Annotated in this window: 12 protein-coding genes and 1 pseudogene; 6 read left to right on the top strand and 7 right to left on the bottom strand. The window is 68.7% G+C overall.

Annotated features, from left to right (window positions below; all coding sequences use genetic code 11):
• Positions 1 to 271: 271 nt before the first annotated feature.
• Both CNQ36_RS34185 and CNQ36_RS34175 read right to left on the bottom strand, forming a co-directional pair.
• The gene (locus CNQ36_RS34185; protein WP_121549575.1) at positions 272 to 685 is read right to left on the bottom strand and encodes a hypothetical protein; all 414 of its coding nucleotides are present in this window, start codon (positions 683 to 685) and stop codon (positions 272 to 274) included.
• 830 nt (positions 686 to 1515) lie between these two features.
• A complete protein-coding gene (locus tag CNQ36_RS34175) occupies positions 1516 to 2271 on the bottom strand; it encodes a class I SAM-dependent methyltransferase (protein ID WP_121549573.1) in 756 nt (251 codons plus the stop codon).
• 212 nt (positions 2272 to 2483) lie between these two features.
• Between CNQ36_RS34175 and CNQ36_RS35910 the strand changes: the two are divergent.
• A pseudogene (locus CNQ36_RS35910) lies at positions 2484 to 2848 on the top strand (helix-turn-helix domain-containing protein); the annotation flags it as partial.
• Between the two features lie 23 nt (positions 2849 to 2871).
• On the opposite strand, the gene CNQ36_RS34165 reads toward CNQ36_RS35910, so the two are convergent.
• From CNQ36_RS34165 to CNQ36_RS35490, 4 genes are all read right to left on the bottom strand, one after another.
• Positions 2872 to 3738, bottom strand: coding sequence for an AraC family transcriptional regulator (locus tag CNQ36_RS34165; RefSeq protein ID WP_121549572.1), 867 nt, complete (start codon positions 3736 to 3738; stop codon positions 2872 to 2874).
• A gap of 59 nt (positions 3739 to 3797) precedes the next feature.
• On the bottom strand, positions 3798 to 4610 hold the full coding sequence (locus CNQ36_RS34160; protein ID WP_121549571.1) for a phytanoyl-CoA dioxygenase family protein: 813 nt from the start codon (positions 4608 to 4610) through the stop codon (positions 3798 to 3800).
• A gap of 352 nt (positions 4611 to 4962) precedes the next feature.
• Positions 4963 to 5739, bottom strand: coding sequence for a hypothetical protein (locus CNQ36_RS34155; protein ID WP_121549570.1), 777 nt, complete (start codon positions 5737 to 5739; stop codon positions 4963 to 4965).
• 134 nt (positions 5740 to 5873) lie between these two features.
• Entirely contained in the window at positions 5874 to 6041 is a 168-nt protein-coding gene (locus CNQ36_RS35490) for an ALF repeat-containing protein (RefSeq protein WP_240659549.1), read from the bottom strand.
• Positions 6042 to 6577: 536 nt separating this feature from the next.
• Between CNQ36_RS35490 and CNQ36_RS34145 the strand changes: the two genes are divergently transcribed.
• From CNQ36_RS34145 to CNQ36_RS34135, 3 genes are all read left to right on the top strand, one after another.
• Positions 6578 to 8743: a DUF3289 family protein gene (locus CNQ36_RS34145; RefSeq protein ID WP_163013475.1), complete on the top strand. Its 2166-nt coding sequence runs from the start codon at positions 6578 to 6580 to the stop codon at positions 8741 to 8743.
• Between the two features lie 13 nt (positions 8744 to 8756).
• Entirely contained in the window at positions 8757 to 9329 is a 573-nt protein-coding gene (locus tag CNQ36_RS34140) for a hypothetical protein (RefSeq protein WP_217711911.1), read from the top strand.
• A gap of 341 nt (positions 9330 to 9670) precedes the next feature.
• On the top strand, positions 9671 to 10825 hold the full coding sequence (locus tag CNQ36_RS34135; RefSeq protein WP_240659548.1) for a COG1361 family protein: 1155 nt from the start codon (positions 9671 to 9673) through the stop codon (positions 10823 to 10825).
• 36 nt (positions 10826 to 10861) lie between these two features.
• On the opposite strand, the gene CNQ36_RS34130 is transcribed toward CNQ36_RS34135, so the two are convergent.
• Complete coding sequence (locus tag CNQ36_RS34130) at positions 10862 to 11410, bottom strand: YciI family protein (RefSeq protein WP_121549566.1); 549 nt, start codon at positions 11408 to 11410, stop codon at positions 10862 to 10864.
• A 341-nt stretch (positions 11411 to 11751) separates the two neighbouring features.
• Between CNQ36_RS34130 and CNQ36_RS34120 the strand changes: the two genes are divergently transcribed.
• Both CNQ36_RS34120 and CNQ36_RS34115 read left to right on the top strand, forming a co-directional pair.
• Positions 11752 to 12420 (top strand): DUF2238 domain-containing protein, encoded by a 669-nt coding sequence (locus CNQ36_RS34120; RefSeq protein WP_121549675.1) that lies wholly within the window; start codon positions 11752 to 11754, stop codon positions 12418 to 12420.
• 499 nt (positions 12421 to 12919) lie between these two features.
• Positions 12920 to 14110 carry an NAD(P)/FAD-dependent oxidoreductase gene (locus CNQ36_RS34115; protein ID WP_121549564.1) on the top strand — a complete coding sequence of 397 codons (1191 nt, stop codon included), beginning with the start codon at positions 12920 to 12922 and terminating at the stop codon, positions 14108 to 14110.
• Positions 14111 to 14116 lie beyond the last annotated feature (6 nt).

Raw genomic sequence — 14116 nt, 5'->3', positions numbered from 1 at the left:
CCCGACCACGAACCCCACCACAGCAGGCCAACGCCAAGCGCAGACACTGCGCAGCCGCACCTCCGGCACGATCACCAACTGCGCTGCGCTCGCCAGATACCAGACACTCCTGCAAGAGCAGGGAGCAGTTTCCGTCCCACACGCCGCCGAAGACGCGGATGGGACCATACCCGCCGGAGCGGAAGTGAGCCGAGGACCCAGGCGACGGTCGATGTGTCGGCGCCATCCTCTGATAGCGGGCGGGGGTGGAAGCAACGATCAGGTCGGGCTGTCAGCCTCCCCCCGAAGGGGGATTCGGGGGTTGTCCATTACCCGGATTCCTGACGAGCTCCAGAGTCACCGGTCCGTCCACGTCCGGGTGCAGGAACACCTTCTCGGGGCTTGCGGTCCAGAGCTGGATGTCGCCCAGAACCTGACGGCCTCCGATCTTGTCGGGCTGCAGGTACACGAAATTCGAGGGGGTGGGATCCCAGGTGCCGTTGAAGTCGACGCGGGTGGCACTTCCGTGCTGATAGGCCTCGCTCTTCGCGATACCCACGGCGGAGAACCGTCCGCCGGGGTGCAGACGGATCTCCGCGCCGGTCTCGTCGTCGCGGTACACCCCCGGCAGGCGGTCCGGATCGACGTTGACCGCGCCCGCCCCTGCACATCCTGATGCGAGCACTGCCGCGGCCGCCAGGAGCACGGCGACGCACCCGCTTCTGACCCCGCCCCTCGTCCTCACTGTGCTGCCCCCATGTCCGCGCCTCGTTCCTGTAGTCGGACGGCAGGCCTGCTGCCGAACCCCTATTTGAACATGCTCAAAAACCGTGGTGCTCCTCGGGCTTTGTCAGGACTTCCGGCCCACACGAGAGTGAAAGGCAGGGCTGATGCGATGACCACCGGCCCCTCCATGTCCCGCCTGTGCGGCACGGTCGGTGCAACGGTGAGAGGGATCAATCCGGGGAGGGACTGCAGACCGCACACGAAGAAGCGACGGAACGCGCAAAACAGCCCGAACGGCTCGCCAGGGTCTACGCCAAGACAGCGCAGGAGGGCGATGCGGGCGCAGCACAGCTGGCGCAGACGTTCGAATCGCTGGCGGTCGCGGCCCGGACGGAACGCATGGACTGGCGCATGCGAGTGCTCGGTGACCAGCTCGCAGACGTGAAGAAGTCGATGGGCCTTCTCCGCCGCAAGCTGCGCGAGCGGTGACATTCATCAGCTGGCAGCGGTGGTGCCTACCGTTGTCGGCGAGGGCTGACCGGCCACCGCCCCTCCGGGATGCTCGAGGCGTCCTGGGAACGCTCGGTCTCATTGATCGCGCTCGCGGTGTGCACCGGGCACGGGACAGGCGCGCTGCAGACGAAATCCTTGCTGGCTTTGCCGAACCATGCCGTGGTGACGCTGATCCCTTCGGCGACGAGCACTCCTCGTCCGCGGCGTTGCGTTGACCACTTGAACCCGCACCAATGAGAGGGCGCAAGCGTCCTGCGAGCAACAGCGCGGTCAAGCCAGGTACTCAGAGTCCGGTGTTCATACCTTGCTCGCGACCACCATGTAGTTCTCGGCCTCAAGATCGAACGTGCTCAGTTCCGTCTGGAGTCCGACCCGGTGCAGCTCGACTTCGAGTTCCTCGTACCGGTAGGGCCAGCAGGACAGCAGTTCCGAGCGGACAAGAACCAACCCGGTCGCATCAACTTGCGCGATCGCAATCTCGATGTGGTGCTCCTCCTCCCAATGCGGCGCGATCTCCCAGCGGTAGACCACGACGGCATCGCGACCGTTCCGACGGACGAGTCGGTCACTGATCTCCAGCCGGGAACCTCTGGCCCTCACGAGTTCCCAAGTGCGGGATGTGAGTACCAAGCGCCCGCCGGGGCGCAGAAGCCGTGACATCGACTCCAGAGCAGCACCCCTGCCTGTCGCCCCCGTGGCATGGTGAAGCGAGTTACCAACGCAGAACACCATGTCGAACGTGTTGTCCTGGAAATGGTCGGGCAACTCTTCCCAGTTCGCCCGTACGGTCTGGACGGATGCCCCGAACTCCTCAGACAACTCTGCAGTCCGACGAACCATCGCCTCGCTGGCGTCAGTTGCGACAACCTGCATGCCACGACCGGCGAGGCCAACCGCCAACTGTCCGGTTCCGCACGAGCAGTCGAGGACGTGAGCGTTCGAAGGCAGGAGATTGAGGACGTCGTCGAATGACGCAGCGAACTCGGCTGGAGGCAACTTTGCATCCGAGATGAGCCATTCGTACACCTCGGCAAGCACGTCATAACTTGTCACAACCACTACCTCCGTCACGCGGCACACTCACGGTAGGACGTCAGTCCATCAGCGGAGCAAGCCGGGCACCAATGGTTTTCGCAAGGATGGCTCTGACGGTGTTTGTGGGTTGTCATTGTCCGTCTGAGTGGATGTCACCGGCTGGTTACGGACCTTCAAAGCGTGGTGTCGTAAGCGCTGACGCCTCGAGATCCTTGCGGTATGCCGATCGCATGAGGTGCGCGCAAGGGAGCGGGCTGACCGCCCAGGGCGACGAGAACCAGGTCATCGCGCACGACCTTCGGGTCAGCGTCCGATCGGTTCAGCGCTGGCTCAGAGCCTGGTAGAGGAATGGGCCCCGGGCCCTGGCCTCCAAGCGCTCGGCACCTGCCCTCGCCCGGCAGGCGATCGAGCGGGACGAGGCGGCGGTGGCCGGCTGGGGGAAGGAGACCTGGCCGAGTGTGGAAGGACCGTGGCGGCGCTCGACGCCTGGCCCGTCTTCGAGGATGAGGCCGGATTCTCGATGACGCCGCCGACCACCCGCACCTGGTCCCGCCGCGGCCACACCCCCGTGATCCGTGTCCGGGGCCGCTCCCGCCTGCCCGGGGTATGCCGCGGTGTTCAGCGGTGCTCGGGCTCCACCGGGAGCCATAGTTCGGCGTCGGCCTCGGTCTTCTCCGGCGACAGGTGGGTGCGCAGGATCTCGGGGCCGGTGCGGGTGCGGTACGGGTTCGACGGGAACCACTCGGTGAACGCGTCCCGCCACAGCTCCTGGATGGCCTGTGGTGCCGGTCCGGAGGTGGTGAAGACTGCCCAGGTGCCGGCCGGGACGGCCAACGTGGTCGTGCCCTCCGGAGCGGCAGCGGAGGTGATCACGCCATGGTGGTAGTCGAGTTCAGTGCCCTCGGCGCGGCTGGGGTCCATGCCGTCGCAGACCGCGACGATGCCGCGCGGCTCCTGGTCCGACAGCTTCTCCAAGCGCTCCAGAGTCTGTGGGTGGATGCCACGGACAAAGTCCATGATCACCTGGTTCGGGCCGGCGTGCACCAGCGGTATCCGGGTCTTGAACCCGACGACGGTGAAGTCTGCCCTGTCCACGACGCGGTAGCGCATACTGCTGCGCCCTTCGATGGTGAGGCGGAAAGCCATCCGAGACTGGGAGTTGAGTGCGGCGCCGGTACGCCGGGCCTCGCCTGGTCCGATGCTGTGCATGGCACGGAACGCCCGCGCGAACGTCTCACCGGAGCTGTAGCCGTAGCGCACCGCGATCTCAAGCAGCGTTTCACGCCTTGCGAGTACTTCGGCGCCGGCGAGGGTGAGCCGACGGCGCCGGACGTACTCCGACAGCGGCATGCCCGCGAGTGCGGAGAACATCCGGCGCAGGTGGTACTCCGACGTGGCCGCGATGCGTGCCAGCTCCTCCACGTCGACGTCCTGGTCGAGATGGCTCTCGATGTGCTCCATGGCCTGGTTCAGCCGCTCCAGCATGCCTGGCCTCCTTCCTCCCTCTTCACGGCCACCTTGCCGAAGATAGTCGTGAAACACGTCTACCCGGCGCTGTGGCCGGTGCCGTCCCCGTCCGAACCGGGGGTACACAGTCCCAGGCCCCGGCGGATGGCGATCTCCACGGGCGAGTACGCGCCGTCGGCCCGCTCCAGTTCATACGGCGCGGCCGGCATCAGCGGCGGCTGGGCCATGAAGCGCGGCCGCACTCCGTGGTGCGGTTGCGCCGCGTGCACCAGGAACGGATGGCACAGGAAGACGTCGCCCGGGGACCCGGTGGCGAGGGCGAGTGGCCGGTGGTCGGACGCCGTCACCAGATCGGGGGCGAGGGTCAGCCCGCTCGCCCCGTCCTCCCCGTATTTCTCCAGCACCTTCGGCACGTCGAGGTGTGAGCCGACCCGGATCCGGGTCGGGGCGTCCTCCTCGCCGACCTCGCTGAACAGGAACAGCATCAGCAGTGCCCGGCCTTGGGAGCGCAAGTTCGTGAAGTACCAGCTCTCCCCCTCCGGCAGATAGCTCCCCTCGATGTGCCAGCCCGCGTCGTCCGGCTCCTCCTCGTGCGGGAAGCGCAGCGGGAACGTGCCCAGCGAGTAGCGGGGCTCCCAGCGTCCCGCGCCGACGAGCAGGTCGTACGCGTGCTGCAGGGACGGGGAGTTGGGTGCGGCGGCGAACGGCCCCTGCGCCATGCCGCCCACCCAGTGCACGGGCTGCGTCCACGTCGACGGGTCGTCCGGGTCGCAGCCCGTCTCCCGCCACAGCAGCCGCGCGCAGTCTGCGGCCACGCGCGGCGCGACGGCGCCCTCCAGCTTGACGAAGCCGTCGCGGAGGAAACGGGATACCAAGGTCATGTCATCCATGCCCGCATCCTGCGTCGACACCGGCCCCGCTCACCCGACATTTTCCGCACCGCTTTTGTCGGGTATGAGTGTGGGCGTGTGGTCCCCGGTCACGCCGCCCGCTTGAGCGCGTGCCCGGCAGAGGTGCCGCCTGCACGGCGAGGGACAGGCCGGTGCCGACGAGGCAGCCGCCCACCGCGGAGGGGCGGTGGCAAGGCCCGGGACACGTCAGAGCCTCCATCAGACCCGGAGCGGTTCAGTCTTCCCCGTGGGGTGCCTGCGGCCGGCGGTCCGCGCCCACGAGCGGCAGATTCCGGGAGCCGCTCACACGTGGGAACCGTGGCCAGTGGGCAGAGCGCAGGGGCTGGCCCGATCAGTTGGCCGACGTGTTCCGTGTCATCTCGGCCGCCTCGGTGATGGCGCGTTGTCTGAGATCGCCGAACAGCTGCATCGTGACGGCGGCCAGGACGTCGTCCCTGCCAACGGTCCGCCGGTCCCCGCGGCGGGTGGACAGGGCGAGGAGGGAGTCCTCGAGCAGCGGGGCCGGGGCTGGCTCGCCCGGCACCACCAGACTGACCGTCCCGAACCGCTTGACCCCGCCCTCGCGGACGACCTTGGCCGCGTCCCGGGCCAGGTCCGTCAGGAACACGCTCGCGATTCCGTCCAGGTCGCGGACCATTGCCGGGACCGCTCTCACCCCCCGGCTTCCCAGCAGCCTTCTCACCCCGGCCTCGAACCGGTGGGCGCCAGCCACACCACTCGGTGTACGCGCCCCGCGACGCTCACGAAGAGACAGGGGTGGGCCATCGGCGTAGCGCACCTCGCCCATCAGTCCGTGGAAGGTGGGACTGTGCAGGTACCACGTCGATCCCACCTCCACCTCGACGTTCCGGTCGATCGCCGAGATGAGGTCCTTGGGAATCAGCCTCTTCCTGGCCTCCTCTGCCGCCGCGTTTCTCGCGCCGTCGATCACCTCCGTCAGCACGGTCTGCGTCACCGACGCGGCGGCCCACGCGGCCGGCCGGGAGACGTGCAACGAGGTCACGTCCCTGAACACCGCTTTGATGAGTTGAGGCTTGAACGGCAGGTCGGTCACGACGGAAGCGGTCTTCGGACCGCTGTGCTCGATGCGTACGGGTTGTGTGGTCATCGAAGAATGTGCTTTCTGCTGTCGGAGGTGTCAGTGGCCCATGCCGCACCGGGCGGCGAGACCGCAGAGCTCTGAGGGCGCCGAGTCGTCACAGTGCCTGCCGGGCGGCGCGCTGTGGTGCGGCGCCGTGCCGGTCAGGCGACCTGGTATCTGCCGACTTCCAGGAAGTGGCGCAGTGCTTCAGGTGTGTTGTCGTCGAGGGCGGCGTGCCCGCCGTGGCGGCGAAGGGACGGGGTGGCGAGCGGGAGAGCCGGGGCGAGGGTGCCCGCCGCGGCGCCGGGCGCTACGCGATGCAGTCGCAAGGGGAATGCTCCTCTTCGTTTGCCAAGAAGGTGAGTTGCGGACGCCTCAGGGCGTTCACTTCGGTCATGCTGCCACCTGCGTCTGACAGTGGCAGTTGCACCGCAGCCGTCGCAGGCAGCGGCTTGCCCGCCACCGTGCCCGGCCGTGACACCCGTACGCCAGGGCCACCCGCAGAGCAGGCTGAGCGCCGTGCCGACCAGGGTGATGACGACGCTGACCACCACGGCCCGCATGACCACGCCGCCGGAGAGGACCACGTTGTAGGACTCGAAGATCGGATTACTCGGGAAGAGCACGTAGCCGCCGTTGACCGCGAGATCCTCCTTGGTGGCCAGGCTGGTGCCCAGGCAGAGCAGGAACGCAAGCGGAGCGGGGCTTACCAGTCCTAAACGTCTCAATTTCGCCTCCACTACGCCTTGGGAACCATCCCCCACGTCTGCTAACTTCCCGGTTCGATTCCGAACTGCCGTGGCACAGCGGCATCTTCGAGACGACAGGCATGTCTTCAGGCATGGCTTCAGACATGGGAGGCCCCATGAACAGAAGCGCCGCCGTGCCCCTCGGCGCGGCCTTACTCCTTCTCCTCGGCACGGCCGTGCCCGCCGCCGCGGGAACCCCCGGCGACGGAGCGACCACCGACGGGGCCACGCTCTACCGCGACGACACGGTCGACGTCTCCTACCACCAGGTCACCCCCGGCGATACGGCGTGGAGCCAGGTCCCGGCCGCCCTCCGAGGCAAAGCGACGGAGGGCTCGTACGTCGCCCGGCTCCAGCTCGAGAACGTCTCCGATCACCCCGTCTCCAAATGGTCGCTGACCTTCGAGCTCTCCGACCGCATCACGGACACCTCCGCCGCGAAGCTCGCCGCCCCCCAGGACGCGCGCACGACGCTCCAGGGCGTCGGCCCCACGAACACCCTCCAGCCGGGCAGGACCGAGACCGTCTGGTACCGCGCCGAGCCCGGTGCCGAGGCCGATACCCCGACCTGGGCGTCCTTCGCCAAGCACGGCATCTCACCGACGGAGGACACCGACGGCGACGGCCTCCCCGACGACCTGGAGGTGCGCGCCAAGCTCGACCCCAAGTCCGAGGACACCGACCGCGACGGCCTCTCCGACTTCGCCGAACTCGGCTACCGCTTCAGCAGCCCGCTCAAGGCCGACACAGACGGCGACGGCACCAAGGACGGCGCCGAGGACCCCGACAAGGACGGCCTCACGGCGGCCCGCGAGCTCGAGCTCCGCACCACGCCCACCCGCGCCGACACCGACCAGGACGGCCTCGCGGACGCCCGCGAGCTGAAGCTCCGCACGGATCCCACCCAGGCCGACACCGACGGCGACGGCGTCCAGGACGGCGAGGAGACGAGGCTCAACGCCTCCCCCCGCGCCAAGAACTCCGCCTTCGACCTGACCCGCCGCGCGGACGGGGGCGCCACCACCGCCGAGGCCACGCTCAAAGGCTTGCGCGCCAAGCAGGTCGGCGGTTTCCAGGTCACCAGACTCCCCGCCAAGCAGCGGGAGTTCCCGCAGTCCACTCCGGGCTACCTCGGCAACGGCTTCCAGGTCTCCGCCCCAGCGGACCGCGCCGCAAGGCTCACCTTCCGCCTCGACCCCGACCGTACGGAGGGCACCGCACCGGCCCTCTACCGCTACGACGAGAAGGCCCGCCACCTCGTCAAGCAGTCGGGCCAGCAGCGCAGCGGCAGCACGATCACCGCAACCGCCACGGCCTACGGCTCCGCCAAGTACGTCGTCCTCGACAGCCACGCCTTCGACAAGGCAGGCCCCGAGGCCCCTGGCAAGCGAACTCTCTCCGACGATCCCGGCGACGGAGGAGACCCAGGTGACCCGCCCCCGACGGACATGCTGATCCACCAGTCGTCCTTCCGCGAGGGCCGCCGCAAGGCCCCCGACCCCCAGCATCCGCCCGTCCCGGCCGACCCGCGCGTCGCCGACGACCTCACCTTCAACGACTACGACTTCGACGAACTCACCGACCTCGGCTGGGAGTTCTGGGTCGCCCGAATCACGCCCGAGTCCTGGATGTGGGCCGAGTTCAACGACATCATGAACTTCGGCAAACTCGGCGCCGACGCCGACTACGCCCAGTCCGTCGACGACCTCCGCAACGCCTTCCGCTACGGCCTCGGCGGCCAGAGCGCGGGCACGGTCACCGTCGACGACAACTTCGACCCCGGCCGCTACCTCTACCGCGGCTCCGGCACGGCCCTCTCCCGCGCCGTCGGCGCCTCACCACAGGAGAAGACGTACACCGACAAGGCCGGCCAGATCATCAAGCAGTCCCTCATCGACAACCAGGGCCGCACCGATCAGCTCAAGGTCCAGGAAGACCTCTCCAAGAACCTCCTCTTCCAGGAGTTCCTCCGCCAGGACGTGAAATACCCGGTGTACGACTTCTCGCTCTGGGACGCCAACCAGCGCGCCCTCTCCATCGCGATCCACCAGTTCCACGGCCACACGATCGCGCTGAAGGACTACAAGGTCGAGGGCAACTCCTTCTCCGGCAAGCTCGTCTTCCACTCCTACGACCACTTCGGTCTCGACCCGGACGACGAGATCACGGAGTACGGCTTCATCGACTGGTTTACGCTCCAGCACTATGACCGGTTCGACGGGAAGTACCCCCCGCCGATCGCGCAGGCGGACATCGAGATCCCCATCAGCGGCACGTTCTGACCTCGCCGACCTGATGCCCCACAGGCGCTCGCCGGGCCGGATCCTGGTCGTCACGCTGCTCGTCGTGACGGCCGGGTACCTGGCCTGGCGAGTCGCCGTCTTCGCGGGCCTGGAGGACCACTTCGGCAGCGGCCTCGACGAACAGCGCTTCAACCGGCTGCAGCAGGAGTACGACCGCCGCGAGGACGCCTTCGCCCGGGCCGACGCCCGGATGCGGAAGCTGATCGCGGAACACCCCCGCGCCGAACGCATCGACTGGAGCCAGTACCGGACCTGCGTCCGCGAGCCAGGCCGCCCCTCCGACACGTGCACGACGACGCCCCCGCGGGACCAGAAGGTGTACGACGCCCTCTGGGGGGTCAGCGTGATCCTCTACCAGCCCAAGGACGAGGGCCGCACGTTCTACCGCTTCTACCATGAGGACCCCCCGCGCTACACGATCATGCGCGCCCCCGAGGACACCGCGGAGGAGGCCGAGGAGTACGCGAACGCCCACGGCTTCCGCTCCACCCGCCCCCTCGGTCCCGGCTGGACGATCCTCGGCCCGATCGATGACATCGGCCGCGAGGAAGAGCAGTTCCCGTAGGAGGGCTCGCGGAACGCTTTGCCGGAAATCATCAAGGAAGCAGCAGGCACGAAGAGGCCTGAGCACGGTGGACCGTGGCAAACCGGGTTCCACGAAGCGCGTCCTCGGACGCGAAGGGACGAACGCCAGCGCTCCGGGAGTGCGTCTGCGCCAGGAGAGCAGTTGCCGCGTGCCGGATGGGCAACCGTTCTCGATCGGCAGGAGTCTAGCGAGCGGGGACTGATCCCCCGGCGACACCGTCTGTTTACTTGGGCCCCAGCAAAGGATTTTCCGTGCCGACACCCTCACCAGCCCGTCGCACCTTCCGGTCTTCTGTCGCCGCCCTCGGCGCAGCAGGTCTTATGGCATTGGCACCCGCACCTGCGGCCTACGGCGAAGAGAACACCCCCGACCTGGCCGTCGGGGGCATCGCGCCGGTCAGCGGGCTGAGACCGGGAGACGGCATCGACGTCACGGCCACCGTGGCGAACAAGGGCACGGTGACGGCCGAGAAGGTGTGGGTCGCCTACTCCGTCACCCGAGGACTCGACTTCGCCCAGATGCCCTCCAACTGCCAGGTGCAGCACGTGCGGCCCTACGACGAGATGCCCGAACGGTGGACGGCGGTGTGCGCGTTCGAGCAGGCGGTGGAGCCCGGCGCCGTCTACACGACCGACAGGCCCCTGCGCGTCACGGCTCTGGACCGCGCGCTCAACGACGAACTGCGCCTGCGTGTCGAGAGTGCTGATCCGGGAGCTGATGAGAATGGCAGTGATCCGGTGGCGGGAGCCGCACCGCCTGTGAAGCTCGTTGCGACGGATGCCGGGGGCGTGGGGTCGGCGCGCATCGTCGACGTGCCCGTCACCACGGTGAACACGGCCGACTACCAGGTGACGGGTGCCGCACTCAGGGGGAGCGTCGGGGACACGGTCACCATGACGGTGAAGTTCACCAATGCCGGACCTGCCTGGGTATGGCCCAGAGAAGGGGACGAGGCCGTCCGGGTGGTGATCACTCCTCCTCCCGGAACGTCGGTCGTCAAACGCGGCACCTTCTGCCGGGCCGATGATGGAGCGTACGTCTGCGGCATGCGGTCGCTCTACGAAGGCAGCGGGGAGACCTACACCTTCCGCTTGCGCATCGACAAGCGCGTGCCCGACGCCAAGGGGTCCATAGCCCTGAGCACCGAAGCCCGGCCGTTCGATCCCGACAAGGCCAACGACCAGGCTGACATCACCCTGGACGTCTCGGGCGGCGGCTCCTCCGGCTCGGCAGGCGGCTCGAACGGTTCGGGTGACTCCGGCGGATCGGTGGGCGGCTCAACCAACGCATCGGACGGCGGATCGTCCTCCACTGTCACCGGCGGAACGGTGACCAGCGGGACGACGAGCGGCGGCAACCTCGCGGAATCCGGCTCCCCGGTGCTGCCGGCCGCCGGCGTGGCTGCTGCGGCGGTAGCGATGGGAGCCACCATGCTGCTCGTCCAGCGCCGTCGCCGCGCCCAACTGCCCAACTGACCTCTCGCTGAGAGGCATCCTCCAGGGCCGGACAGCTCATCGGCGCCCGCCGAACTCCCAGTCGTGGACCTCGATGTCCGCATACCGGTCCGGGTTCAAAAGGGCCCGTGCCGTGTCCGGATCCGGGGCCCTGAGCAGCACCGCCGTACCCAGCCAGGTGTCGCCGTCGTCGGACAGCAGCGGCCCGTACGCGATCAGTTCGTCCCGGTCGGGTGGCAGCGCAAGATCGGCGGCCGGACCCTCGCCGAAACCGAGCACCAGGTAGCGGTTGCCACCGCTCGGGCCACCGGGGAAGTCCCACATGGTGCGCCCCAGCACGTTGCGCCACCGGCGCAGCAGCACGTCCCGGTACGCGCCGGCCTGGTAGTTGGGCTCGTCGAAGGCGAACGCGCGGGCGGCGGCGGGATCGGGCAGATCGACGATGTGCACGCTGCCGGTGGGTGTTTCACCCTCATCGGCGAAGGTCGGGCCGCGAGCGATCAGCTCCTTCGCGTACCGGTCCATGTAGGACCAATGCTCCTCCAGCAACTCCTCGCGTAAGGCGAGGGAGCCAGGCCGATCACGGTGGTAGCAGAAGAACTCCATGACCACAGACCCTCCCCTACCGAGGACGCCGTCTCAACCGGCTTTCGGCAACTACGGGAGCTGAGCCTGCCGCACCCGGTGGTGATCCGCATGCAGGAGCCCGTTGTCCGCCGCATGCCGGCCGCCCGGGGTGCCCGAGCAAAGGACGACGGCCACCACCACCTGGGCCCGACGCGCCGCCGCCGCCCACTTCCTGAGCTCCGGCCCTGGCCTCCCGCTGAGTTCCCCACCCGCGGCCCCCACACGTCAGATGAGTAGGTGCACTCATGCCGGGCTTCGCGAGAACCCCGAGGATGGCGGCACCACACAGACACGAGGAGCGCACGATGTCCGCCATCAACATGTCCGTCAGCCCGTCGCCGTCGGACGTACCGCCGGCCCCCGGCGGTACAGGTCGCCGACTGCCCGCCGTTCTCGTGGCCGTCGTCGCCTCAGCGCTCGCGGCGTCGGCGTGGGGTGCCAAGGACCCGACCACCTGGCTGCTGGAGACGGTGTGGGTGATGGTGGGCCTGCCCCTGGCGGTCCTGCTGCGGCGGCGGTTTCCGCTGAGCGGCCTGCTGTGTGGTCTGCTCGCCGTTCACGCGCTGGTCCTGATCGTGGGCGGGCACTACACCTACGCGGAGGTCCCGGCCGGTGACTGGGTGCGCGACTGGTTCGGCCTGGACCGCAACCCCTACGACCGCTTCGGCCACCTCATGCAGGGCTTCGTTCCGGCGATCCTGGTCCGTGAACTCCTCGTCCGCACCTCGCCGTTGCGCGGCAGCCGCTGGCTCGCCCCGCTGACCGTCTGCGCCTGCCTCGCCTTCAGCGCCGTCTTCGAGATGCTGGAGTGGGCGGCGGCCGTTACCGGCGGACATGCCGCCGACGCGTTCCTGGCCACTCAGGGCGATGTCTGGGACACCCAGTGGGACATGTTCTGCGCGCTGATCGGCGCCACCTGCTCACTGCTGCTCCTCAGCCGCCTCCACGACCGCAGCCTCACTCGCCTGCCGTTCGCCGCCAAGAACTGAGCGCCCCACCAGGCAGTCTCGTTTGGATCACCGTGCGGACCGGATGAACATGCCCGCGACGTGGGATGAGCGGTCCGGACGTACTGGCGATGGCGACCACCCCGAGCCATTGCGTCCGTGTCAGGAGGAACCAGCCGGGACTCGGCGTGGAGCGACGTGAGCGAGTACCGCTTCCCTGTCACGCGGTCCTGGACCCCCAAAATCGGTGCTCGGCCATCTGCGCACCTCATCCACCGCCGGGGCCGGCCCCTTCGCCGAACGACCCGCGGCATTCGAGGAGGAAGCGCGGACACTGCTCCACGAGCTCGCGGACGACGGATCGCTGCCGGAGGAAGCTCGGTCCACGGCTCTGCCCGCCCCGCGTCGGGCCGGTGAGCGCAGGTAGCGGCAGCAGCCGGCCGCTCACCCATGATGGGTGACCCACGTCACATCGGGCTTCTGTCAGCAATGGAGGTGCCGTCTCGTTCAAGGGGCACGCGGACGAGACAGGAGCATCGCCATGAAACACCGCATCGTTGTACTCGGCGCGGGATACGCCGGAGCCTTCGCCGCCGGGAATCTGGCCCGTCGGCTCTCCCCCGCCGACACCGAGATCACCGTTGTCAACGCCGTACCCGAGTTCGTTGAGCGGATGCGGCTGCACCAGCTCGCGAGCGGCCAGGACCTCGCGTTCCGCAAGCTCGCCGACGTATTCGCGGGCACCGGGGTGCGGCTGCGCCTGGCGCGCGTCACCGGCATCGACCCCGAGCGCCGGACCGTCGCCGTGACCGGCGAGGACGGCGATGGGGAGCTCGCGTACGACACGCTTCTCTACGCGCTCGGCAGCTCCGTCGCCCACCATGGCGTCCCCGGCGTGTCCGAGTACGCCTTCGATGTGGCCGGCTGGTCCTCGGCGCGGCGTCTGCGCGAGCGTCTGGCCGGTCTGGGCGAGGGCGGCACCGTGCTGATCGTCGGTGAGGGGCTGACCGGCATCGAGACGGCCACCGAGTTCGCCGAGTCACGGCCCGACCTCTCGGTCGCGCTCGCTGCCCGCGGCGAACTGGGCGCCTGGCTTTCGCCGAAGGCCCGACGTCACCTGCTCCAGGCCTTCGACCGGCTCGGCATCACCGTCCACGAGCACACCGGCATCGAAGCTGTCGGGCCGACAGGGGCGATCACCGCTGACGGCAGGTCCATTCCGTCCGACGTGACGGTGTGGTCGGCCGGGTTCGCCGTGCACCCCGTCGCGGCCACCAGCGGCCTGGAGGTCACCGAGACCGGCCAGATCGTCGTCGACCGCACCATGCGCTCGCTCTCGCACCCGGACGTCTACGCCGCCGGTGACAGCGCCTACGCGATCGGCGAGAACGGCCGCCCGCTGCCGATGTCCTGCGCCTCGGCCGGCTACACCAACATGCAGGCAACCGCCGCGATCATCGCGCGCCTGACGGGCAGGGAAGTCCCCATCATCGGGCTGAAGTACCACGGCAACCACATCAGCCTCGGGCGGCAAGACGCGATCTTCCAGATGGTGGACGGGGACGTCCGCTCGAAGTCCTGGTACCTGGGCGGCCGGACCGCCGCGCGCCTCAAGTCGGGCATCCTCACGGGGTCCGGGTGGAGCATCGCCCACCCGACCTTCGGCATGCCCAAGCGCAGGCGGCGCCTGGCCACCGCACCTCACCAGGACGGTGTGAGGACCGCCGCATAGGCTCCT

Origin of the sequence: Streptomyces fungicidicus (assembly GCF_003665435.1) — a bacterium.
Lineage (GTDB): Bacteria > Actinomycetota > Actinomycetes > Streptomycetales > Streptomycetaceae > Streptomyces > Streptomyces fungicidicus.
The sequence above is the reverse complement of the archived record's forward strand: the minus strand, read 5'-3'. Positions and strand labels throughout refer to the sequence as shown.